The 25242-nt window shown below is 35.5% G+C and carries 14 protein-coding genes and 1 tRNA gene; 8 read left to right on the forward strand and 7 right to left on the reverse strand.

Features of this window, described 5'->3' with window-relative positions:
* Positions 1-108: 108 nt before the first annotated feature.
* The 5 genes from OOK90_RS04720 to OOK90_RS04740 all read left to right on the forward strand — a co-directional run bounded on the left by OOK90_RS04720 (position 109) and on the right by OOK90_RS04740 (position 5435).
* The gene (locus OOK90_RS04720; RefSeq protein ID WP_264705797.1) at positions 109-954 is read left to right on the forward strand and encodes a hypothetical protein; all 846 of its coding nucleotides are present in this window, start codon (positions 109-111) and stop codon (positions 952-954) included.
* A gap of 91 nt (positions 955-1045) precedes the next feature.
* Positions 1046-1123 (forward strand) — tRNA-Arg (locus OOK90_RS04725).
* Positions 1124-1205: 82 nt separating this feature from the next.
* Positions 1206-2324, forward strand: a complete 1119-nt coding sequence (gene dnaJ, locus OOK90_RS04730) for a molecular chaperone DnaJ (protein WP_264705798.1) — start codon at positions 1206-1208, stop codon at positions 2322-2324.
* Positions 2325-2532: 208 nt separating this feature from the next.
* Positions 2533-4167, forward strand: coding sequence for a ribonuclease J (locus OOK90_RS04735; RefSeq protein ID WP_264705799.1), 1635 nt, complete (start codon positions 2533-2535; stop codon positions 4165-4167).
* A 5-nt stretch (positions 4168-4172) separates the two neighbouring features.
* A complete protein-coding gene (locus OOK90_RS04740; protein WP_006279726.1) occupies positions 4173-5435 on the forward strand; it encodes a Tol-Pal system protein TolB in 1263 nt (420 codons plus the stop codon).
* A 41-nt stretch (positions 5436-5476) separates the two neighbouring features.
* Here the strand turns inward: OOK90_RS04740 and gatC are convergent, their stop codons facing one another.
* The 3 genes from gatC to OOK90_RS04755 all read right to left on the reverse strand — a co-directional run bounded on the left by gatC (position 5477) and on the right by OOK90_RS04755 (position 7916).
* Positions 5477-5830 carry an Asp-tRNA(Asn)/Glu-tRNA(Gln) amidotransferase subunit GatC gene (gene gatC, locus OOK90_RS04745; RefSeq protein ID WP_010962323.1) on the reverse strand — a complete coding sequence of 118 codons (354 nt, stop codon included), beginning with the start codon at positions 5828-5830 and terminating at the stop codon, positions 5477-5479.
* On the reverse strand, positions 5820-6746 hold the full coding sequence (locus OOK90_RS04750; RefSeq protein WP_264705800.1) for a ribose-phosphate diphosphokinase: 927 nt from the start codon (positions 6744-6746) through the stop codon (positions 5820-5822). The genes gatC and OOK90_RS04750 overlap by 11 nt, the downstream gene beginning before the upstream one ends.
* A gap of 303 nt (positions 6747-7049) precedes the next feature.
* A complete protein-coding gene (locus tag OOK90_RS04755; RefSeq protein ID WP_264705801.1) occupies positions 7050-7916 on the reverse strand; it encodes an ankyrin repeat domain-containing protein in 867 nt (288 codons plus the stop codon).
* A gap of 413 nt (positions 7917-8329) precedes the next feature.
* On the opposite strand from OOK90_RS04755, the gene OOK90_RS04760 reads away from it, so the two are divergent.
* The gene (locus OOK90_RS04760) at positions 8330-10771 is read left to right on the forward strand and encodes a WD_0033/WD_0034 family tandem repeat-containing protein (protein ID WP_264705802.1); all 2442 of its coding nucleotides are present in this window, start codon (positions 8330-8332) and stop codon (positions 10769-10771) included.
* Positions 10772-11399: 628 nt separating this feature from the next.
* On the opposite strand, the gene purD is transcribed toward OOK90_RS04760, so the two are convergent.
* Together purD and serS are read right to left on the reverse strand one after the other, a co-directional pair.
* Positions 11400-12671, reverse strand: coding sequence for a phosphoribosylamine--glycine ligase (gene purD, locus OOK90_RS04765; protein WP_264705803.1), 1272 nt, complete (start codon positions 12669-12671; stop codon positions 11400-11402).
* 34 nt (positions 12672-12705) lie between these two features.
* Entirely contained in the window at positions 12706-13983 is a 1278-nt protein-coding gene (gene serS / locus OOK90_RS04770) for a serine--tRNA ligase (protein WP_038198549.1), read from the reverse strand.
* A 143-nt stretch (positions 13984-14126) separates the two neighbouring features.
* On the opposite strand from serS, the gene OOK90_RS04775 reads away from it, so the two are divergent.
* Together OOK90_RS04775 and dusB are read left to right on the forward strand one after the other, a co-directional pair.
* Positions 14127-15251: a C48 family peptidase gene (locus tag OOK90_RS04775; protein WP_264705804.1), complete on the forward strand. Its 1125-nt coding sequence runs from the start codon at positions 14127-14129 to the stop codon at positions 15249-15251.
* A gap of 25 nt (positions 15252-15276) precedes the next feature.
* The gene (gene dusB, locus OOK90_RS04780) at positions 15277-16239 is read left to right on the forward strand and encodes a tRNA dihydrouridine synthase DusB (protein WP_010962313.1); all 963 of its coding nucleotides are present in this window, start codon (positions 15277-15279) and stop codon (positions 16237-16239) included.
* Between the two features lie 6 nt (positions 16240-16245).
* Here dusB and OOK90_RS04785 read toward each other — a convergent pair whose 3' ends face one another.
* Positions 16246-24759, reverse strand: coding sequence for a DNA-directed RNA polymerase subunit beta/beta' (locus OOK90_RS04785; protein ID WP_264705805.1), 8514 nt, complete (start codon positions 24757-24759; stop codon positions 16246-16248).
* 58 nt (positions 24760-24817) lie between these two features.
* Positions 24818-25219: a 50S ribosomal protein L7/L12 gene (gene rplL, locus OOK90_RS04790; protein ID WP_007551887.1), complete on the reverse strand. Its 402-nt coding sequence runs from the start codon at positions 25217-25219 to the stop codon at positions 24818-24820.
* Between the last annotated feature and the right edge of the window lie 23 nt (positions 25220-25242).

Genomic DNA, 25242 nt, shown 5'->3' on the forward strand with positions numbered 1-25242 from the left:
TTCTGCCACACTCTGAACGGATACTTGAATCAGGATCAAGTTGACAAGTAGACGTTATCCTGTTATAATAAATATTTATTAATTTAATCTTAACTTAAGAGGGTATTTATGGTAGCAAGTAATAGTGTTTTAAAAAGGTATGCGTTAGCCTATATAAAGAAATTAGGTAATAATAATAATATTGAATGGTTTCTACAGTATTGTGATAATACACTGAATTTAACTTGGAGCAAGGAGAATTTTAAAAATGTGTATGAAGAATTTACACATCCAAATTCAAGCAATAGGCACGATACAGGAAGCAGAAATGATCAATATAACGCAGGGAATAACGCACAACCTACAGGCTCTCAGATTACACATATACATGTACACAATAGAGGTTTAGACTTTTGGGATTATTTGCTATTACAATGCTGGATGGATTCTTTATTCGGTGGACGTGGTCACACTACGGTTAATAATATAACGAATATTAACAATGGTAATACCACTCATCAAGGGAGAAAAGAGAATAAAAAAGAATCAGAAGACAGTAGAAAGCTATTAGCTTTGGGTATAGTAGCTGCAGTTGTGTGTGTTGCTTTCCATGCTGGTATGTGTTTTTGGTATAACAGCAGCAGAAAAGTGGCTAGAAAAGAAGAAAAAATAGATTACCTGGATAGTAAATTTAAAACGTTCAGAAATATAGAATTTGCGGTTGGCGTTGTTTCTTTGGCAGCTTTGGTAGCTTGTGCTGTTTACCCAGTCTTACCAGTGTGGGGTTTAGCTATCCTTGGCGTTAATTCTCTCGTATGTTTTGCTGGTGTTTTAGCTTTTCATATGAAGCATGAGGAAGAATCAGAAAATATCGAGAAAGCTGAAAGAGCGGTAGATAGCTATCTTAAACAAGTGTATGGTTATGGATATTCTTCTCGTGATGCACCACCTCCTTACTCTCCCTGGGAATTGTGAGTGGTTCATGCGTGGTAAAAATTAACAGTTTTATTTTTAGCCAAATTAATTGAATCAAGCTACAAAACCTGCTAAAGTTAACTTTGTGAAAGCACCCTTAGCTCAGTTGGATTAGAGCATTTGACTACGGATCAAAAGGTCGGGCGTTCAAGTCGCTCAGGGTGCACCACATTTTATAGGAAACAGAAGTCACACTTGAAATTAATATATGTAATACCTATCTTTAAAGGTTAAGCACTAAACTATTATATATGAGCAAAAAAGACTACTATGATCTGCTGGAAGTAGGCAGAAATGCCAGTATTGATGAGATAAAAAAAGCGTATAAAAAATTAGCATTAAAATATCATCCTGATAGAAATCCTGGCAATCAAGAAGCAGAGGAAAAATTTAAAGAAGTAACAGCTGCATATGAAGTTCTGTCTGACTCTGAGAAAAGGGCAGGCTATGACCGTTATGGCCACGAAGGTGCTTCTGGTGGATTTCAAGGCTTTAGCTCTGCAGGAGATTTTAGCGACATATTCAATGACTTCCTTGGTGGAGGATTCGGTGGTGGTGCAAGTAGATCGAGAGCAAAAAGAAGTACAACAGGAGTATCTGGAGCAGACCTACGTTATGATCTTGAAATTACCTTAGAAGATGCATTTAAAGGAATACAAGCGCCTATACATTATGTGACAAATGTAAAATGTGATACATGCCAAGGCACAGGTGGCGAAGGAGCAATTAAACCAGTTCAGTGCCACACATGCCAGGGAAGCGGTAGGATTAGAACTCAACAAGGCTTTTTTACCATCGAAAGAACATGTACTACATGCTATGGGGAAGGAGAAATAATACAAAACAAATGTAAGAAATGTGGTGGAAGTGGACGTAGAAGAGATGAAGTAAATATATCCGTTTCAATTCCAAAAGGCATAGAAGAAGGAGCTAAGGTAAGGATAAGTGGTAAAGGAGAAGCTGGAACAAAAGGTGGAAAAAGTGGAGATTTATACGTATACGTGAAAATAATTTTCCATAAAATCTTTGCTAGAAATAAAGCAGATTTACACTGTAAAGTGCCTATAAGAATGACACTAGCAGTGCTTGGTGGTGAAATCGATATTCAATCAATTGATGGAGCTAAAATAAAAGTAAAGGTCCCTGAAGGCACTCAAACTGGTACCAAACTACGTTGTAGGGAAAAGGGTATGCCATATATGAACTCACATGCTCGTGGTGATTTATACGTACAGGTAATAGTTGAGACTTTAAATCCAAAAAATTTAACTAAAAAGCAAATTGAACTATTAAAAGCGCTTGAAGAAGAGGAAAATGCAAGTGTACAACAGCAATCTGAAGGGTTTTTTAGTAAAGTAAAAAAAAAATAAGAAATCTGCTAAATGACATAAAGGGGTAACTGTTTACGGGTTTTCATTTAATCCTGCAATTCTTTGACCTTATTAATGGAAAACTTAACAATAGTGTTATTATTAGCCAACAGAAACTTCTTAGTTCCTTAAAACTATGTAAAAGCAATAAATTTCTTTATTTAAGGTCGAAGTTTTGCTATTCTCAGGTTTTAATAATTTAAATTTAATGAATATAAACAAAAATGAGTTTTTATTTCTTCCGCTTGGGGGAGTAGGAAGAATCGGGATGAATGTTAGCCTATATCATTACCAAGGTAAGTGGATTATGATCGACCTTGGTGTTGGTTTTGCAGATGAAACTATGCCAGGTGTTGAGCTGCTCATTGCTGATATAGATTTTATTGCTCAAAGAAAAAAAGATTTACTTGGAATAATAATTACACATGCACATGAGGACCACTGCGGTGCAGTGCCCCACTTGTGGGAAGAGTTGCAGTGCTCCATATATACAACAAAGTTTACGGTTAATTTTCTTAAAGAGAAACTAAAAGAATTTCGATTGGAAGGTATAGTGCCTGTGAAAGAGGTAGACATAAATGGCAGCATAAATTTGGGTCCTTTTACCGTCGAGTTTATAAATGTAACTCATTCAATTCCTGAGGCAAATTCAATATTAATTAGCACTGAAATGGGTAGTGCACTCCATACCGGAGACTGGAAATTTGATCCAAAACCTGTTGTTGGATTAACTTCTAATATGGAGCGTCTAAAAGAAATTGGCGATAAAGGTGACCTGCTTGCAGCAATTTGCGATTCAACCAATATATTAAGCAAGCATCACCCTGAGTCAGAAGGTGAAATTTATAATAATATTTATAACATAATAAAGCGGTCTAAAAAATTAGTTGCTGTTTCGCTATTCGCTTCAAATGTGGCACGAATTGAAACGATAAGCCAAGCTGCAAAAGCACTAAATAGAAAAGTAGTTTTACTTGGTAGATCTTTATGGAGAATAGTGAAAGTTGCGCAAGATAGTGGTTATTTAACTGATTCTCCTCAGTTTCTTGAAGCAAAGGAAGCAGTAAATTTTCCAAGGGAAGAACTGGTGCTACTTTGCACAGGTTGTCAAGGTGAGCCACTGGCAGCTACCGCAAGACTTGCTGCTAAGAGTCATCAAGCATTTAAAATGCAGAAAGGTGATACCATGATCTTTTCGTCAAAAATCATTCCTGGAAATGAAACTCGTGCGCACAACATGCTCAATGCCTTTATTGAGATGGGGGTAGAAGTTATTACTGAAAAAACAGAGCATGTTCATGCTTCTGGGCATCCAACAAGAGAAGAGCTAAAGGAAATGTATTCTTTAATAAAACCGAAGATGTCTATTCCAGTTCACGGCGAATATATTCACACGCATGCACATGTAAAATTTGCTAAAGAGTGCGGTGTGGCAAAAGCAATAATGATTGCACCAGGTGATATTGTTAATTTGGAGAACGGAGAAAAGGTTGATTCAATTGATGTTGACTACTTTGGTATTGATGGTATGTTGCTACGTCATCCGGAGAGCAGTGTTATAAAAATGCGTAAAAGAATGAGAGATGCCGGAGTTATTGTGGTAACAGCAGTTGTAAACAAGAAAAATAAATTGCTTGCTAAACCAAAAGTATTTGTACCTGGTGTTTTTGAAGTGCTAGAAGATGCAGCTACCATACAGAAAATTGTCAAGAAAGTTGAGTCGTTGTTTAGTTTGCAGCCAACAAAAAAAATTAAAAATAAGATTGAAAGTTCAATATTGAGTATCTTAAAGGAATATTTACTAAAAAGGCCTATAATTGAGGTTCAGATAGAACAGGTATGAAATGAATGAAGCTATTCGTTCATCTGGTGTTATTTATTTCGTTATTTATTCCTTATTTTACAAAAGCTGCTTTATATGTTGATATAAAAAAAAGCAGTGTTGGTAACATTGGTCTTGTTGTATCTAAATGTACATGTAAAACAGCGTTGGAAAGCGAATTAAGCGAAAATATTGCAAAGGTAATAGGAACAAATTTATCTAATTGTGGCTTATTTAATGTAAAACGTGGCGCGGAAGCTGAATCTAAATCTTGGAAAAGCGATACTGTAGTCACAGTAAGTTTAAGCGAAATATCTGGTAGTGCATTAGAGCTATCATTTCGTTTATTTGACGCTTTTACAAAAAGAGAATTACTTACTCAGTCAGTTGTTTTTCCAGCAAAAGACTGGAGAAAAATTGGTCACCTCGTTTCGGATGTGATACATGATAGATTAATTGGTGAGAAAGGGCACTTCAACACAAAAATCACGTATATCGCTGAAGAAAAAGATAGCAACTACAAATCTGTGCGTAAAATTGCTGTGATGAATCAAGATGGAAGTAATATAAAATACTTAACAAATGGCGATAGATTTGTGTCAACACCGAGATTCTCACCAAATGGAAAGGGCATTGTTTATATCTCGTACGCAAATGGTAAAAGTTATATAATATTAAAAAATTTAAAAGATAACACTGAATCAATAATCAGCGCATTTGAAGGAGTTGTTTCTGCACCAAGATTTTCTCCCGATGGTAAATCTCTTTTAATTTCCCACTCATTGGGTGGTGAAACGAATATATTATCTTTGGATTTAAGTAGTAAACGAACAAAAAAAATTACTAAAGGTTCAGCTATAAGCACTTCTCCCTCTTTTTCTCCAGATCAAAAGTATATGGCTTTTAGTTCTGATATAAGTGGGAGTCAGCAACTGTACGTTATCGATTTTACTAACAAAAGTAAAAAACCTAAAAGAATTAGTTTTGGAAGTGGAAGATATGCTACGCCTGTTTGGTCGCCAAAAGGAGATCTGATAGCTTTTACAAAGATTCAGTCAGGAAAATTTTACATAGGAGTTATGAAGCCAGATGGCAAAGAAGAACGTCTGCTTTCAGAGGGGCATAAAATTGAATCCCCGGCATGGTTACCAAATGGTAGAGAAATCATTTTTACAAGAACAGAATCACCAAGCAACTCTAAACTATATTTAGTAGACTTAGTAAAGAAAAATCAAAAAATGGTTTCCACTCCCACAAATGCTTCTTTACCGGATTGGTCTTATTTTTGAAAGTAGATCTATTATAGATTTGATATGAGCCTTATTTTACTTTAATTGCTTATAACCTTTGGCACTACGAAATACCCATGCTCAGGTTTTGTATTGGACAATATCTCTTTTTTAATGTTTTGAGAATTTATAACATCATCGCGTACATGAATGTCCTTGTCTATGCTGCCATAACGCATAGGAGAAACACCTTCAGTATTAACTTGCAATAAAGTATCATGTATCCAATCCAGCATTGTCAGTTCTTTGGAGTAGTGATCAATCTCGTCATTTGATAACTTAATCCTTACAAGCTGTGCAATTTTAAGCATTTCTTCTTTGGTAATTGTTATTTTTCTCTTATTTGCAAATTCTATTAGTGAAGTAATAACGTCTTCTGTTGACTTAGCTGGCATCTTTACCTCCTTGGATAAAGTGAGTTAAAATATCTACGACCGAAACAACTTCTATTTTACCAGTTTTTTCAAATTTGTGAAGTATGGTATCCGTAATCACTAATTTATCTAAAGAAGAGGAAGAGATTTTCTCAACTGCACTTCCTGAAAGCACGCCATGTGTGATGCATGAAATTACGGACTTTGCTCCGTGGCCTTTTAAAGCAAGAGCTGCATTACACAATGTTCCACCAGAGTCAACTATATCATCAACAATGACACAATTTTTGTTTGCAACTTCTCCTATTATGTTCATTACTTGAGATGTGCCTGCTTTCTCCCTATATTTATCTACTACAATAACCTTATCACTTAACCCTATCTTGTACTTTTCCTCTAAAGTCTTTGCAAAAGCACGTGCTCTACCAATTGCTCCAACATCAGGTGCAACAATTGCCAAATTTTCCGTGTGTATAGAGTCAACAAATGCTTCAAAGCAGTTCAAATTAGTTATCGGTACATCAAAGAATCCTTCAATTTGACTTGAGTGCAAATCAATAACTGCAACGCTACTTGCACCTGCAGTTTGAATAAGATTTGCAACTAATTTGGCACTTAAAGCAGACTGCACATTATTGTTCTTGATAATTCTATCTTGCCTGCTATATCCATAATAAGGGATAATTACTACTATCCTTTTGGCTCCTAATCTATTTACTGCATCAATTATAAGCAGAAGCTCCATAAGATTATCATTCACAGGGGGAGAAAGAGATTGTATTATATATACTTCTTGATTATATAGATCATTTGCTACTTCTACATTTACCTCACCATCGGTAAACTTTGATATCCAAGCAGAGGATGGTTGAACATCTAGCCGGTTAACTACTGATTCCCCTAATTCCTTACTAGCATTACCTATTATTATCTTCATAACGCACTAATTGAGTTTTTAAGATTATACAGAAATTGTGAAATAATTGAAATGTAAGTGTCTTTATCTAGCATTCTTGTCGGTGAATTAGATACCTCTTGTACAATGACCTGTCATTTTCACGCGTTGTTTCAATATACAGACCCAAATTGAAACAACTATACAAAATCCTGCTTATGTTTCAAGATAAATGACTTTAATGAAATATAATTTATCTAGTCATTTGTATCTGCTAACATACTACACTTCCCATTGTAGAGCCTCTGCAACTTACTGAAATTTATAATCGCTTTATAAAAAGCTTTATACTCTTTGCTTAATTGGAGGCGCTACCTCTGCACTTTCTGCTCTGTCTAGGGTACTACTTGGTTTTTCTGCAGTAATTTTTTGAATGCTACCATCTACCTTATTCTTGATATCTGCTCCATATGATCTTAATACTTCAATAGCTTTCTCGTTTCCACTATTCAGCGCAATATCCAAAGCATCCATTCCATCATTATTTTTGTGGTTGATAAAATTCTCTAACTCAAAGATTTTTATATATTGCTCAATGATGAATTCTACCACTTTTCCAGGGCAATTATTAGCGGCAGGAAAGAGTACTGCATTGTTATTATTGTCTTTCTTTGTTACATCTGCTTTGAGCTTGTCTATCAAATACTTGATAATTTCTATTCTGCTATCATCTTCTGCTTCAGTGCACTGCCTAGCAGCTAAAAACAGAGCTGTTCGCCCATTATTGTCCACATCTTCAATATCTTGTCCCTTATCAATTAAGGCTTGTATTATATTTTTGTTCCCATATAAAGCAGCAAAGTGAAGAGGAGTATACCCTTCGGTACTTTCTCTTTCATTAATCAATGCACCATGGCTAGCTAGTAATTCTATAAATTCTGGCGTATTTGCAAAAACTGCAAAGTGCATTGGTGTTAGATCATCTTTACCATGATTTTGAGTTTTTGCATTAACGTTTGCTCCATTTTTTATCAGCAATTTTGCTATTTCTAATTGTTTGCGTCCGATGGCAATATGCAGTGGCGTACGATTGCGTTCATAATGATCATTGACCTTTGTGCCACATTTTATTAGTAGTTCTGCAGCTTCAATATTACCTTCCTGAATTGCAACGTATAAGGAAGCATATCCATCTTTTGTTTCCTCTGTCATACGAAATTGCAAACATGTTAGTTCATATATTATTAAGGATTATTATTAAGTTTTTATTAATACAATATTAATGTAGCGGGATGACGAGCTTATCGTCATCCCGCCGCGAACCGTCATACCACTGCGAACCGTCATACCGCCGCGGTATCTCTAGATCCCGCTAACAAGCAGCGGGATGACGGTTTTTCAAATTATCGTAAGTCAGTTTAGCTATAGCTACAAGTTTCATTCTTCCCTTACAAATAACTTTACTGCGTCCTTTTTTCGGATTCAGAATTAGCAAGAAACGTTCTTGTAAGGTGGTCTACTAAAATTTTGCTTTATAAAACAATGTCTGAACTATGCAATTAATACATTATCAACACAACTGATTCATAAAAGCAAATATTATAACCACGAAGAGAGAAAATGTTATGCTTAGTTTAATAAGAAAGACCTTGAGAAAAAAAATGACTCATCAGGTAAACGATTCGAAATTGAAAGAGAAAGATGAAAAAAGTATTTTAAAATTAGCATCAAAAATAGAAGGCAAAAAAAGTAGCATTGCTGAAGAACTAGAAAAAATATCTGAAAAGGAAAAACAAAGGATTCTTACTACGGAAGTAAGTAAACATCGGGGTAAAGAATCAACTATTATATCACTTGCTTATGCTATACTACGTAAAGATAGTATAGCTGTTGAGAAAATGTTAAGAGTAGCTAAAGAAAACGGTATTCTGAAAGACATTCTTGACGCAACAACAACTATAAAATATCCAGGTGGTCAGGAAGAAACTTGCACACCACTTACTTATGCCATATTATGTAAAAATAGCAAAACTATTGAAGAAACTTTAAAAGTCTCTAAAGAAAACGGTATTCTGAAAGATATTCTTAACGCAACAACAACTATAAAATATCCAGATGGTCGGAGAGCAACTGTTACACCACTTGCTTATGCTATACTATATGAAGATAGTATAGCTATTGAAGAAATTTTAAAAGTCTCTAAGGAGAACGGTATTCTGAAAGATATTCTTAACACAACAGCAACTATAAGATATCCAGATAACAAGGAAGTGACTTACGCGCCACTTGCTTATGCTATGTTCTGGAAGGATAGCAAAGCTATTAAAGAAATTCTAGTAGCAGCTGAAGAGAACAGTATTCTGAAAGATATTCTTAACACAACAACAACCATGAAATATCTAGACCGGGAAGTGACTTACACACCACTTGCTCATGCTATGTTCTGGGAGGATGGCAAAATTATTAAAGAAATTCTAGTAGCAGCTGAAGAGAACAGTATTCTGAAAGATATTCTTGACGCAACAACAACTATAAAATATCTAGATGGTCAAGAAGAAATTTACACACCGCTTACTTACGCCATATCATGTAAAAATAGCAAAACTATTGAAGAAATTTTAAAAGTCTCTAAAGAAAACGATATTCTGAAAGACATTCTTGACGCAACAACAACTATAAAATATCTAGATGGTCAGAAAGAAATTTACACACCGCTTACTTACGCTATATCATGTAAAAATAGCAAAACTATTGAAGAAATTTTAAAAATCTCTAAAGAAAACGGTATTCTGAAAGATATTCTTGATGCAACAACAACTATAAAATGTCCAGATGGTCATGAAGAAACTTGCGCACCGCTTACTTATGCTATACTACGTAAAGATAGTATAGCTGTTGAGAAAATGTTAAGAGTAGCTAAAGAAAACGATATTCTGAAAGACATTCTTGACGCAACAACAACTATAAAACATTCAGATAGCCGGGAAGTAACTTACACACTACTTGCTTATGCTATACTGCGTGAAAATAGTATAGCTATTGAAGAAATTTTAAAAATCTCTAAGGAGAACAGTATTCTGAAAGATATTCTTAACGCAACAATAACTATAAAATGTCTAGATGGTCGGAGAGTAACTGTTACACCACTTGCTTATGCTATACTACGTAAAGATAGTATGGCTGTTGAGAAAATGTTAAGAGTAGCTAAAGAAAACGGTATTCTGAAAGACATTCTTGACGCAACAACAACTATAAAATATCCAGATGGTCAGGAAGAAACTTGCACACCACTTGCTTATGCTATACTACGTAAAGATAGTATAGCTGTTGAGAAAATGTTAAGAGTAGCTAAAGAAAACGGTATTCTGAAAGACATTCTTAACACAACAATAACCATAAAACATAAAAATAATCAAAAAGTAACTGATAAGTTACTTGCCGCATTACATGATCGCAAAGTTATTCAAAAAATTTTAGACATAGCTAGAGAAAATGATATTCTGAAAGACATTCTTAATGCAACAATAACTATAAAATATCCAGATAGTGAAGAAAAAATCTACACACCACTTACTTATACAATATCATGTAAAAGCAACGAAGCTTTTAATACAACAAGAGCTATAAATCAAGATGGTCAGGAAAAAACTCACATCCCATTTCCTACCCTTGATAAAAGAGAAACTGAATTAAAATTAAAAGAAAAAAGACAAAGTAGAAGAGATGAGGGATTAAATTTTAACAATGGTAGTAGTGACAAAAATGTTGAAATAAAAGTTAATGGGGATATCTTGTTGCAGCATAGTAGTGGAATTGAAAATGAAATAAATCATACTGCTGTACGTAATGATGTAAGGGGGGTAAAGCCTCTAATAGAAAGTAGAGTAAATGTTAAAGTACAGAATATAAATGCAGTGATTGCAACTTCTGTGACATTTAAAATGATTGCAACTTCTGTGACACTTGAGTTGGTAGCTAGTAAAATAACATGTGTACTGTCAAAACCCACCACTAAATTGGAAGAAGTAGCTATAACATATTTTCAAGGTTTAGCACTATATTTGTGAAACTTAATTTATATGTGCTAAACAAGATGCTGATTAGTTTTATAGCTAACCCAAGAAAGGTTTCCCTACGTCATACCGCCGCGGTATCTCTAGATCCCGCTGCGGGATGACGATTGTCGTTTAGCCATAAATATTTAAGAAATTTACCAAATGAAAAAAAAGGCAAAAGAAGCCCTGGGGTTATTATCTGCTTTAAAATATTGGCGTTTTTTATGTTTTAAACGCTTGACAAGCAAGATTTAGCTGCTTTTAATTGCAACTAACCTATGCTGCAAATGTTTAAGAAATTTACCAAGCAGAAAAAAAGACAAAGAATCCCCGAATTAGCTAGTCTTTTACTATCTCTGTCGAGTATTGGCATTTTTTGATGTCTTGTAACGCTTTATAAGCGCGTTCAGCTTATTTAGATAAAAATCTAGATGTAGATGAAGTTTTGTAAAGACATACAGTATCTATATACTGCAAAAAATTGAACATAAGACGCCGATACATTAAGTAATCCTTACCTTTTAATCTGCAGATTGGCGAAAGCAAATACAATAGCTTCAGTTTCATGATAAGGGGGCTGGCGGAGTTTGTCAAGGAAGTTTTTCGTTTCTGTGAACCACCTGCTAACCGACAGCTAACATTAACTACCGATATCGTATCTGAAGAAGCCCCCTGGCCATTCTAAAAAATTTAATGCTGAGTACACCTTACTTTTGGCTTCCTCTATAGTGCTCCCTTCTGCTACTATATTTAGCACTCTTCCGCCATCGGAAACTAAGTTACCACTTTCATCGAATTTAGTACCAGCATGAAACACCAACACACCAGGAATGCTTTCAATCTTATCTGATCCTTTAATTACTTCTCCCTTTTGATAATCACCCGGATAGCCTTTACTTGCAACAACTACACAAACTGTAGATTTGTTGTTAAGTTCCACCATTTTGACATTTAACTTTCCTTCTGCAACTGACAACATCAATTTTAACAAATCGCAATTTGAATCAAATCTAGGTAATATAGATTGCGTTTCTGGATCACCGAATCTAACGTTATACTCGAGAAGTTTTGGGCTATCTTTGCAAATCATTAAACCAGCAAAGAGTACTCCTTTATAAGACGTACCCATGTTAACCAATGCTTGAGCTGTAGGGTATATTATTTTTTGGATAATTTTTTGCTCCATGTCCTTACTTATAATTGAAGGTGATGAGTACGACCCCATACCTCCAGTATTTTGGCTTTCATTACTTTCATCAACTCTCTTATAATCTTTTGCACACCCAAGAGTTACTACTTTCAACCCATCAATAAGAGCAAAAAAACTTACTTCTTCTCCAATTAAAAATTCTTCTATGATTATTTCTTCACCTGATTCACCAAATTTTTTCTCCACTAGCATTGAATCTATTGCTGAAAAAGCTTCGCTTTCTGTATTACATATAACCACCCCTTTTCCTGCTGCAATTCCATTTGCTTTCACTACAAGTGGAAACTTTATTTTATTGCTACGTACAAAATCTTTAGCTAACCCTTCATCAACAAAACACTCGTACTTGGCAGTTGGTATACCATATCGTTTACATAGTCCCTTGGTGAAAGACTTCGATCCCTCAAGTTTTGCAGTTGCTTGACTTGGAGCAAAAACATTTATTCCCTCTGCAACTAAATCATCAGCAAGCCCATCAATTATTGGTTGTTCTGGACCAATAACAACCAACTCTATATTTTCTCTCTTGCAAAATTGTGTAACATCCACTGAATTTTGAATATTTACATCCACAAGAGCCCCAAGATCTTTCATAGCTTGGCGACCAGGAGTTACATATAACTCAGTCAAGATAGGAGATTTTTTTAGAGCCCAAAGTAGAGCGTGCTCACGCCCACCAGAACCTATAACCAGAACCTTCATCTTTATTTCCTCGCTTTTCTATATGTCAAAATTATTATTTGCTTATAACAGTATCATTACTCATGTATTTTTGCAACACGTTTGGTATTGCAATCGACCCGTCAGAATTTTGATAATTCTCCATTATGGCAATAATCGTTCTTCCTATAGCTAAAGCTGAGCCGTTTAAAGTGTGAATATATTTTTTCATCTTTTTATCAGTTTCTGAAGAGTATTTAGCGTTCATCCTTCTTGCTTGAAATGCACCACAATTTGAGCAGCTTGATATTTCTCTATATTTATTTTGCCCAGGTAACCATACCTCTATGTCATAAGTCCTTTGTGCAGCAAAACCCATATCGCCACTGCAAAGCAGCATTACTCTGTATGGCAATTCTAATTTTTTTAATATCTCTTCAGCAACACTCGTCATACGCTCAAGCTCATCATTTGATTGGTCTTCAGTTGTGATGCTTACCAACTCCACTTTACCAAATTGGTGTTGCCTTATCATGCCCCTGGTATCGCGACCTGCACTACCTGCTTCTTTACGAAAGCACTCCGAATATGCAGTAAAGCGAATAGGCAGTTCTTTTTCTTCCATTATTTTGTCAGCAACTAAATTTGTTAAAAACACTTCACTTGTGGGAATCAACCTCAATTCGTCGGTAGTTAAATACGAATCGTCAGAAAATTTCGGTAGCTGACCAACATTATACATAGCTTCGTTTTTCACCAAAGCCGGGTGGTACACCTCAGTATAGCCAAATTCATTAACATGCATTTCAAGCATACAATTTATTAGCGCTCGTCCAAGCTTAGCTAACTGTCCTTTTAATATCGTAAATCTTGATCCGGAAATTCTCGCCGCTTGTTCGAAGTCCATTAAACCTAATTTTTCTCCGAGTTCATAATGAGATTCTGGTACAAAATCAAACTGTCTTTTTCCTCCATATCTTCTCACCTCTAAATTAGAGTTCTCATCTGCGCCTATTGGCACATCTTGCGCAGGAATATTCGGCAAGTTAGATAAAACATTCACTAACTTATCCTTTTCTGCTTGTTCTTTTAAGCTGATTGCCTCTATCTCATTTGTGATGCTTTTTGACAACTCTATTTGCTCTTCACAGGGGCTCTTGCTCATTTTAAGCTTTTTTATTTCCTCTGTGATTTCATTGCGCTGCCTATTCAAATCCTGCAGTTTAGTGGTTAATGATCTTTTCTCGTGATCGATTTCTAATATCTCTTCCGCAGTAGATTCTCTAATTCCCCTGCTTTTCATTGCCTTTTCAAATCCTTCAGGGTTTTTGCGTATATATTCTATATCGTGCATATATTGTGCTATTACTAACATTGTTACTGTACTCCAAAAGCTCTTAATATTCAATATATTCTCATACTACTAAAATTATTATGGTTGATTTTTTTGTTAGAATTTGTTTAAATTTAATTAACTTAGCGTTCATAGGGTGTAGTATGTTGGGCATTACAAAAAATAATCAGAAAAAGAGCACTTACTTTGCTGGTGAGGAATTCCTTATCTACGCTGCTTGTGTATGCCTAGCAGCCACATTCGCTGCTGGCTGTTTAGGGGCGGTAATAGGATCCCCTCTATTGACCTTTCCACTTGCTATGCTCATCTCTAACCCCGTAGTTTGGGTTTTAATGGGAACAATTCTTACAGTAGCATACAAAATGGTTGTTGAACCTTTATTTTACTTAGCGAAGGGTTATATTAATGGAAAAAGAGCAAGTCAAGGTGAGCAAAAAACTCCACATGAGGATAGTGGTATTTTTCCTGGACCAGATAATGAAGATGGGTCAACTGTTTCAGAGAACAGTAGTTGCAGAATTTCTATTGCTTCAAAAGATAGTGGTTTGGGTGGTAAAGAGTTTCATGAAAATTTGGACACTCTTGTGCATCAGACAAACAGAGGAAATTATGCTTACTGGTTATGTGATGATGACATTACACATATTGCAAGAGTTGTGTATGGGTACTCACAAAGTGAACATAGTAATAATAATGTCTATTTTCTTGCTCCTAGCTATTCTAATGGTTGGGACGAACTCACAAAAGAATTTATTCAGAATTATAGAGGTGAATTAAAACAAAATTCTAAATTGATATTTACTTCGGTTCTTCATATTAACAACAATCATTGGGTAACTTTGGTTATTAAACTTGATGCAGGTGATAAAAAATTTAGAGCTTATTACTGTGACTCATTTGGTAATCAATTGCCAGATAATGTGCTAAATATTGTTAAAAGAGAACTGCAAAAAGAGGAATGGGTATTAGACATAAGAATTTCCCCAACTAAGCAGCAAAGTGACGGGTATAACTGTGGAATATTTGCGTTAGAAAATGCTCATAAAATTACACAAATGCTTAACGAAGACAAATCATTTGACGAAATTGACAAAAAGTTATCAGAATATAAATTTGATTTGAATGAGAAAAGAGAAGAATTTACAAGAGCGCTTATGGAAGATGAGAAATGTAAGGAAGATCTAAGAAATCGTAAGCGTCCGCCAAGGACGAAAACATCTCAGTCTTCTATTTCAAGGGAGAATGCAAGTTTGTGTTGCATTATGTAATCAATGAAAAATTACCATTGACCTTATGCCCCTCCAAATAGGAAATTTGACAATTGATTCTCCAGTTATTTTAGCTCCAATGTCTGGAGTGACTGATTATCCGTTTAGAAGTATTGTGAAGAAACTTGGTGCAAGTTTGTTAGTTTCAGAGATGATCGCAAGCAGAGCTATGATTATGCAAACTCGCCAGAGTTTGCAAAAAGCAAAAGTCGATGCATTAACTGCTGTGCAGCTTGCTGGGTGTGAGCCAGATGTTATGGCGGAGGCTGCAAAATTAAACGAGGACATGGGAGCAAAAATTATAGACATAAACTTTGGTTGCCCTGTTAAAAAAGTTGTAAACGGTTATGCAGGATCAGCGCTAATGCGTGATGAGAAAAAAGCCGCTGAGATAATTGAAGCTGTGGTCAAAGCAGTGAATATGCCAGTTACGGTGAAAATGCGCACTGGATGGAACGATGAAAATCGCAATGCCCCGAGACTTGCGAAAATTGCCGAAGACTTAGGAGCAAAAATGATCACTGTGCATGGAAGAACAAGAGCGCAGCTTTATAATGGTCAAGCAGATTGGAAATTCGTTAGAAATGTTAAAGAGCAAGTGAAAATTCCAGTTATAGTAAATGGCGATATTAAAAATTTAAATGATATTCAGAATGCTCTCAAAGAATCTGGAGCAGACGGAGTGATGATAGGTCGTGGTGCCTACGGTAAACCTTGGCTGATTAATCAAGCAATGAACTTTCTCAGTGGAAGTGAAACTTCTGAGCCAACAGCTTCAGAGAGATTAAGCATCATACTCGAGCATTACGACAATATTCTTGAGTACTATGGAAATGACACAGGAATAAAGATGGCCCGCAAACACATAGGTTGGTACAGTAGCGGGCTTCAAGGCTCATCTGAATTTCGTGTGAGAGTAAATAACATGACAGATAGCACAGAAGTGAAAGAAAATATTATTGGCTTTTTTGGTCAAGAGACACACTAGCTGTACTCAATTCGACTGATCGTATGCCACTACGCTCTCTTCCTCACCAGAGTGTAAATGACAACCATTATCCATCAACCATTCCTCGTCATAAGTTTCAATATCAAAATATTTTTCATATTTATCCACATTATCACAAAGTGAAAGTGCTCTGATCTTATTCATAATCAAACCTGTACCAGCAGGAATTAATCTTCCTACTATAACATTTTCTTTTAATCCACTTAAAGGATCACTCTTCCCGCAGAATGCTGCTTCTGTAAGTACTTTTGTTGTCTCTTGGAAAGAGGCAGCAGAAATAAAGGAGCTAGTTTCAAGACTTGCCCTAGTAATCCCCTGCAGAATAGGAAGATAATGAGTAGGCCGTTTGCCAGAGTTACTCATAGCATCATTTTCCCTATCAACTTCCAGCTTGTCAATGCTTTCGCCAACCAAGTACATAGTATCACCAGGATCAGTAATTTCCACTTTTTGTAGCATTTGTTTTAAGATCACCTCTAAATGCTTATTGTCTATACGAACACCCTGCAATCTATAAACTTGCTGTATTTCAGAAATCATATAGTGCGCTAAAGCTTCTAACCCAAGCACACGTAAAATATCATGGAGATCAGGGTCACCATCCATCAATAGATCACCTTTACGTACAAAGTCACCTTCATTGACTATTACATGCTTACTTCTTGATACCAAATATTCAACTGGAGAAATTTGTTCATCTACAGGTTTAATTAATATACTGCGTTTTCCTCTACGGTCTTTTTCAGAAAACGCTACATAGCCATCTATCTCACTAACAATAGCATGCTCTTTAGGACGACGTGCTTCAAATAACTCTATAACCCTCGGTAAACCACCAGTAATATCACGAGTTTTAACTGACTCTCTTGGTGTTCTTGTAATAACATCACCTGCATGAACCTTCTGGCCATCTTGTACATTGAGCACTGCACCGATTGGTATAAAATAACATGCTTCAACGCCACTTGCGAGTGTCATTACTTTACCATTATCGTCAAGCAGCACAATACGAGGACGTAAATTAGCTCCACCAGAATGCAATTTCCAGTCTTTTACTACTTTGCTTGATATTCCTGTAGATTCATCCATCACTTCAGTGATCGAAATTCCATCTTTTAATTCCTGATAAGACACTGTACCAGTCTTCTCCGTGATAATAGGCAATGTATAAGGATCCCATTCCGCAACTTTATCGCCAATTTTTACTGACCCACTCTCATCTACATAAAGCTTAGCGCCGTAAGGTACACTGTGCTTCAACTTCTCACTACCAAGGCTATCAATCAACACGACTTCACAGGAACGGCTTATCACAATTTTATTTCCGTTTCTATCTATAATTATATTACTATTGTTTAACTTTATTTTAGCATTAATAGAAGCTATAATATTCGAGGATTCAACGCCTCTAGTCATTACTCCACCTATATGAAAAGTACGCATCGTTAACTGAGTACCTGGCTCTCCAACAGATTGAGCAGCTATAACACCAACTGCTTCACCTATTGAAACAATTTTACCAGTTGCAAGGTCTCTTCCATAACATAAAGAACATACACCAGGACTTATTTCACAAGTTAAAGGCGATCTAATTTTTACAACATCAAGACCTGCAATGCTGATTTGCTTTACTTTATCCTCATCAATTAATTCCCCTGCTTTTACTAATAATTCTTTTGTCACTGGGTTATATATATCATTTGCGGCTGTTCTACCCAGCACAACACTCTCTAGAGATGCAACTATAGTACTTCCTTCAACTGTAGCTCTCACAACAAGACCATTTTTTGTTTTACAGTCATGCTTTGTAACTATGCAATTTTGAGATACATCAACTAAACGACGAGTTAAGTATCCAGAGTTTGCAGTTTTAAGTGCAGTGTCAGCTAAACCTTTACGCGCACCGTGAGTAGAATTAAAGTATTCAAATACGTTCAATCCTTCACGGAAATTAGAAATTATAGGTGTTTCTATAATCTCACCAGAAGGTTTGGTCATGAGCCCTCGCATTCCTGCTAGCTGTTTCATCTGTGAAGTAGAACCCCTTGCACCAGAGTTAACCATCATATACACTGAGTTGTACTTACTATTTCCATCATATATAGATATTGCTTTTAACATATCATTAGCTATCATATCCGTACACTTAGACCATTCATCTATAACCTTGTTATACCTCTCACTTCTAGTTATTAGCCCATCTTGATATTGCATAGAGAATTTCTTAATTTCACCCCTCGCGTGATCAACATGTGTAGCTTTAGTTTCAGGTATAACCATATCACAACGACCAAAAGAGACACCAGAAAATGTGGCATACTCAAAGCCAAGTACCATTAATTTATCAGAAAATGCCACTGTAGCACTTTGACCACAGTTACGATATACCAAATCAACTATACCAGTTATTTCCTTGACTGTTAATATCTGATTTATTAGATCGAAGCCTAGATTCTCATGCTTAGGAAAAATTTGCCATAATATTAAACGGCCAGGAGTTGTACAAACAGTTTTATAGTGAGTTTCACCGCTGCTATTAATATACTCCATCCTATACTTTATACTAGAATGAATATGTAAAGTACCATCACTCAAGGAATGCTCAACTTCACAAAAAGCACCAAAAGATGGTAAATTATCTTCCTTAGGTTCTTGTAAAGTCAGATAATATATACCAAGTACTATATCTTTACTAGGAACTATAATCGGTCTGCCATTAGAAGGACTTAAAACGTTATTAGTGGACATCATCAACACCCTAGCTTCAAGCTGAGCTTCCAATGAAATTGGCACATGCACTGCCATTTGATCACCATCAAAATCAGCATTAAACGCCGTACAGACAAGCGGATGAAGCTGTATTGCTTTGCCTTCAATAAGGATTGGCTCAAAAGCCTGAATACCAAGTCTATGTAGCGTAGGCGCTCTATTCAACAAAACAGGATGCTCTTTTATTACCTCTTCAAGCATATCCCAAACTTCTGGTTTTTCTGCTCTTATCAACTTACTAGCAAACTTAATAGTTGGAGCCATACCATACATCTTAAGCTTTGAGTAAACAAAAGGTTTGAATAGTTCAAGAGCCATTCTTTTTGGTAATCCACACTGATTTAGTTTCAAAGTTGGACCAACAACTATTACAGAACGTCCAGAGTAGTCTACCCTTTTTCCTAAGAGGTTCTGGCGAAAACGACCCTGTTTTCCTTTTAACATATCACTAATGGACTTTTTATATCCAACAGCACCAGCTTTATTTACCAAAGTATTACGACGACTATTATCAAAAAGAGAATCAACTGCTTCTTGTAACATCCTTTTTTCATTACGAATCATAATCTCAGGAGGATTTAAGCTCAACAATTTCCTCAACCTGTTATTTCTATTAATAATAGTCCTATAATGATGATTCAGATCAGAAACTGCAGGACGACCACTCTCAAGCGATACCAAAGGACGCAAATCAGGTGGTAAAATAGGTATAGTTGTAAGTATCATCCACTCAGGCCTATTTCCAGATTTAATGAAGTTTTCAACAATACGCAATCTCTTTATAATTTTCTTTCTTCTTATCTCAGAAGCAACAGATTCTAATTCTAGTCTTAAATCCTTCCTAATTTCATGTAAATCAAGGCGCGTTAGCAACCCTCTTATAGCTTCAACACCTTGCATAGCTACAAAACTATCGATCCCATAGCTATCTTTAGCTTCATTATAAGCTTTTTCACTAATAATCTCACCTTTTTCAAAAGGCGAAACAAGAGGATCTATTACGATATAATTATCGCTATATAAAATATTCTCAATATCTCTGAGAGACATATCCAATAATGCTCCAATTCTTGAAGGAAGCGATTTCAAAAACCATATATGAGCAACAGGAGATGCAAGCTCTATATGACCCATCCTTTCTCTTCTTACTTTAGAAGATGTAACTTCTACTCCGCATTTTTCGCATATGCGACCTCTGTGTCTTCTTTTTTTGTATTTTCCACATAAACATTCATCGTCATTGACAGGGCCAAAAACCTTGGGGCAAAATAATCCACCTTTCTCAACTTTGAACGTACGATAATTTGCAGTTGAAACATCTTCTATCTCACCACAAGATATACGCTTAATACTTTCAGGGCTAGCAATCGATATGCTAACCTCATTAAAAGGTTGTGCAATGTTAGTGTGAGATATATCTTCAATCACTACATCATTTTGCTTTAAATCTACATTTAAACATAAAGAACGTAGTTCTTTTATCATCACATTAAAGGATTCAGGAATTCCACATTCAAAATTACTGTCACCTTTTATTATCGATTCATAAATCTTAACTCTACCATTAATATCATCAGACTTCACAGTTAACATTTCCTGCAAAGTATAAGCAGCACCATAGGCTTGTAATGCCCAACATTCCATTTCACCAAAACGCTGACCACCAAAATGAGATTTTCCTCCAAGAGGTTGTTGAGTAACCAAACTATAAGGCCCTACTGAACGCGCATGAATTTTACCATCAACCAAGTGGTGCAACTTAAGCATGTACATGTAACCAACTGTAACCTTGCGGTCGAATTTTTCACCACTGCAACCGTCATATAATACAGCTTGTCCAGAGTTATCTAAACCAGCAAGTTCAAATAATTTTGCTATTTGTTCATCTTTTGGACCCTCAAATACAGGTGCAGCAACAGGAACGCCATCACGTAATTTGCGTGCAAATTCAATGAGATTATTATCACTAATATTACGAATATCATTACAGATAGATACGTTACTGCCATAGCTATAAACCTCAATCAGGAAGTTACGTAAATTGCTGTATGAACTTTTACAAGAGTTCAAATAGTTCTCTACTAACTCATTCAACTCGTCATTTAGTGCATTCTTATTAGGTGTATTTAAAACAGAAGCCGTTATTTCATCATCATCAATATTTTCAATTTTTTTATTATCAAGGTATGCTACTGCAAATTGTGTAAAATTATCATCGTTAAGGGACCTAATTCCCTTGCAAAAAGCACTTTTGATCTTATTGATCTCATCGAGAATATTACTTACCTTTTCCCCTAATTTTCTACAAGCCCAACCTACATGCGTTTCCAGTATTTGCCCTACATTCATTCGTGAAGGAACACCAAGAGGGTTAAGAATAATATCAACAGGAGTACCATCTTCCAAATAAGGCATATCTTCCACTGGCACAACTCGAGAAATCACACCTTTATTTCCATGTCTACCAGCCATTTTATCCCCTGGTTGCAGACTATGTTTCACAGCAATGAAAACTTTTACTGACATCGACACACCTTGAGGCAGGTCATAACCTTCATGTAATTTTTCTACTTTTCGCTTAAACTGTGCTATTGCATGTGATACTTTTTCATCAAAATCTTTTTTTAAGCTCTTAACTTGCTCAGAAATGGATTGGTTTTTTAATCCTATACCCCACCATTGCTCACGTTCAATAGAGTCAAATTTTTCTCGATCTTGAGAACCAGAATTAATAAGAAGTTTCTTCAGTTCATCATAGAAATATTCACTAGTAACATTGATTATATAATCTCGCTCTTCCTCAAAGTCATTTATCTCTTTTTGTTTGATGAGTAATGCCCTTTCATTTTCTTCAACCCCCCTGCGTGTAAAGACTTGTACATCAATTACTGTCCCTTCAACATCTGGAGATGTATATAAAGAGGAATCCGCACAATCGAATGACTTTTCACCAAAAATTGTCATTAATAACTTCGTTTCAGGAGGCAATGAAAGAGAAGGTTTAGGTGTAACTTTACCTACCAGAATATAGCCTGGACCAACTCTTGTACCAATTTTCACTATACCACTATCATCCAAGTGATATAGATTTTCTTCATTAACACCAGGTATAGCACGAGTTATTTTTTCTGATCCTAAAGGGGTATCATGTACAACACAGTCAAATTCTTCTATATGAATAGAAGTAAAGAGATCTTTTTTAACAACTTCACTAGAAATAATAATAGAGTCTTCAAAATTATAACCTTGCCAAGACATAAAAGCGACTAGCAAATTTTTACCAAGCGCCAACTCACCACTGTTAATTGCAGGACCATCAGCTATTACATCACCCTTTTTAACATAATCACCTACGCACACTAGCGGTCTTTGATTAATACAAGTATTATGGTTAGAACGCTGAAATTTCCTTAGATGATAAATATCTACGTCCAAGTAGTTAACCCTTTCTTTATCAAAAGCACGTATAACTATAGAGTTACTATCAGAACTATCAACTATGCCATCGCGTTTTGCTAAAACTACAGCACCAGAGCCAGAAGCTACAAAAGACTCCATACCAGTAGCAACCAGAGGAGCGGTAGGCTTCAATAAAGGTACGGCCTGACGTTGCATATTTGAGCCCATTAATGCTCTATTAGCATCATCATTTTCTAAAAATGGAATCAAGGAAGCTGCAACTGATATTACCTGCTTAGGAGATACGTCAATGTAACTAACTTGGTCGCTACTTACCATGACGAAGCTACCAGCATATCTACAGTATAGCATGTCATCAACAAAGCAATTATTTTCATCAAGCTTTACGCTAGTGTCAGCTATATGATGTGAGCCTTCGTCTATAGCAGAAAGATACTCAATTTGATCAGTAACAACCCTATTGACTACTTTTCTATAAGGGCTTTCAATGAAACCATATTTATTAATACGCGCGTATATAGCTAAGCTGTTGATTAACCCTATATTTTGCCCTTCAGGAGTCTCAATAGGGCAAATTCTTCCATAATGAGTTGGATGAACATCACGCACCTCAAATCCTGCCCGTTCTCTTGTTAAACCGCCAGGACCTAACGCGGATAACCTTCTTTTATGTGTTATTTCAGATAACGGATTAGTCTGATCCATAAATTGAGATAATTGAGAAGAATTGAAGAAATCTCTTAAGACATTAGTTAACACTTTTGGATTAATAAAATCAGATGGAGAAACTTTATCTAAACTAGAAGTGGACATAGAATCAACTATTGCGCGTTCCAATTTCAACAACCCAGTTCTAAATTGATTTTCTATAAACTCTCCAACTGATCTTACTCTTCTGTTTCCTAAATGATCAATATCATCTACAGATCCTTGACCGTCACGTAACAATACTATTTTTTTCACAATTTCAATAATATCTTCATGCGTTAAAACAGTTAAATCCTCATCATAATTTAATCCAAGGTAAGAGTTAAGCTTCAACCTACCAATGTTAGACAAATCATAATATTCCGGACTGAAGAAAAGATTACGGAAAAACTCTTCTACTATCTCTAAAACAGGAACTTCACCAGGACGCAAAACTCTATATATTTCATATAGTGCATCCTGATAAGACATGTTTTCATCTAAGAAAAGCGTATTTAATATATAAGGTCCAACAAACAAATTATCTATGTTCAACACTGATATTTCATCTACAGATAATAACTCAAGCTTCTTTATGTCTTCCAGCTTTATAGATTCACCAGCAGATAAAATTTTCGTAGAGCTAGCACTATCCATTAAATCTTCTGCGAGGAATAAACCACATATAGAATTAAACGGAACCAGATACTCTTTCAATTCATTATCATATAGCTTTTTAGCTAGTCTTGAGGTAATACGAACGTTAGCTTTAAGCAGCACATTACCTTCAATATCCATTAAGTCGAAAGGCAGCCTCACTCCTTTAAATTTATCAGGAACAAAAGGCACTTTCCAACCATCTTTATGTTTTACATACTTTATTTTCTCATAAAATCTATCGAGTATATCATTATTTGATAGACCCAACGCCTTTAATAAAACTGAAATTGGCAATTTTCTTTTTCTATCAACACGAAAATACAAATGGTCTTTAACATCAAATTCAATATCAAGCCAAGAACCCCTATAAGGAATAATTCTAGCAGAATAGATCAATTTACCAGAATTGTAAGTTTTTCCCTTATCGCTATCAAAAAATACACCAGGAGACCTATGCATTTGTGAGACGATAACTTTTTCCACACCATTAATGATGAAAGTGCCCTTATCAGTCATCATAGGCAACCCACAAAAGTGGACTTTCTGCTCTTCTATAGATTTTACAACGGTTGCAAGTTTAGAATGATCTCCACTCTCTTTAATCGATTTATATTCATCAAGAGAAATACCATCCTGCATAACAACAAGACGTATAGAAGCAATAACCTGAGCAGAAAAAGTTACACCACGCTTTATACACTCAGATTCATCATACTTAGGATCATCTACCCTACAACTTATAAACTCAATAGTAGCCCTACGCAAAGGATCATTTATTGGAAAGATTGTATGAAAGATAACTTCAAGTCTTTCATTACCCTTATTCTTAGGAGTAAAAGAATCATATGATTCTTTTTGAACCTTAACCAAATCCAATAAAGAATCTTTTAAATCAATCGACCTAGAATAAGAAACTCTAGGAACAAAAGCACCAGAAGCGTACATATAAGAAGAATCAACCATTAAAATACCCCAAACTAATTAAAAGAGCTATATCAATATAAAATTAATACATTAAATATTATTCAAGCTCCACTTTAGTTGCTCCTGCTTCAATAAGTTTTTGCTTGATTTTTTCTGCTTCGTCTTTAGGAACATTAGCAGTCAAATCTTTAGGTAAAGATTCAACCAACTCTTTTGCTTCTTTTAAACCCAATGTAGAATTAACCTCTCTCACAGCTTTAATAACTCCTATTTTTTTACTCGCATCAATTTCTTTAATCACAACTTTATACTCAGCTTTTTCTTGAGCAGCAGGAGCAGCAGCATTATCACCAATAGGCGCCCCAGCACCAACAGCTCCACCAAGAAAAGAACCAGCAGGCAACCCTATTTTCTCTTCTAAAACTTTTACAAGTTCAGAAGCCTCTAATAGGTTTAAAGATAATATTTTATCAACCAAATCACTTGTTACATTACTCATAATTACCACCTTACTTAACAACA

This window comes from Wolbachia endosymbiont (group A) of Ancistrocerus nigricornis (genome assembly GCF_947250785.1).
Taxonomy (GTDB): domain Bacteria; phylum Pseudomonadota; class Alphaproteobacteria; order Rickettsiales; family Anaplasmataceae; genus Wolbachia; species Wolbachia pipientis.

Coding starts and splice junctions, on each gene's coding strand:
- OOK90_RS04785 (WP_264705805.1), bottom strand. CDS start 24,759: ATGGTTGATTCTTCTTATATGTACGCTTCTGGTGCTTTTGTTCCTAGA.
- OOK90_RS04775 (WP_264705804.1), top strand. CDS start 14,127: ATGTTGGGCATTACAAAAAATAATCAGAAAAAGAGCACTTACTTTGCT.
- OOK90_RS04740 (WP_006279726.1), top strand. CDS start 4,173: ATGAAGCTATTCGTTCATCTGGTGTTATTTATTTCGTTATTTATTCCT.
- gatC (WP_010962323.1), bottom strand. CDS start 5,830: ATGCCAGCTAAGTCAACAGAAGACGTTATTACTTCACTAATAGAATTT.
- OOK90_RS04735 (WP_264705799.1), top strand. CDS start 2,533: ATGAATATAAACAAAAATGAGTTTTTATTTCTTCCGCTTGGGGGAGTA.
- OOK90_RS04755 (WP_264705801.1), bottom strand. CDS start 7,916: ATGACAGAGGAAACAAAAGATGGATATGCTTCCTTATACGTTGCAATT.
- OOK90_RS04760 (WP_264705802.1), top strand. CDS start 8,330: ATGCTTAGTTTAATAAGAAAGACCTTGAGAAAAAAAATGACTCATCAG.
- purD (WP_264705803.1), bottom strand. CDS start 12,671: ATGAAGGTTCTGGTTATAGGTTCTGGTGGGCGTGAGCACGCTCTACTT.
- serS (WP_038198549.1), bottom strand. CDS start 13,983: ATGCACGATATAGAATATATACGCAAAAACCCTGAAGGATTTGAAAAG.
- OOK90_RS04750 (WP_264705800.1), bottom strand. CDS start 6,746: ATGAAGATAATAATAGGTAATGCTAGTAAGGAATTAGGGGAATCAGTA.
- dusB (WP_010962313.1), top strand. CDS start 15,277: ATGCCCCTCCAAATAGGAAATTTGACAATTGATTCTCCAGTTATTTTA.
- rplL (WP_007551887.1), bottom strand. CDS start 25,219: ATGAGTAATGTAACAAGTGATTTGGTTGATAAAATATTATCTTTAAAC.
- dnaJ (WP_264705798.1), top strand. CDS start 1,206: ATGAGCAAAAAAGACTACTATGATCTGCTGGAAGTAGGCAGAAATGCC.
- OOK90_RS04720 (WP_264705797.1), top strand. CDS start 109: ATGGTAGCAAGTAATAGTGTTTTAAAAAGGTATGCGTTAGCCTATATA.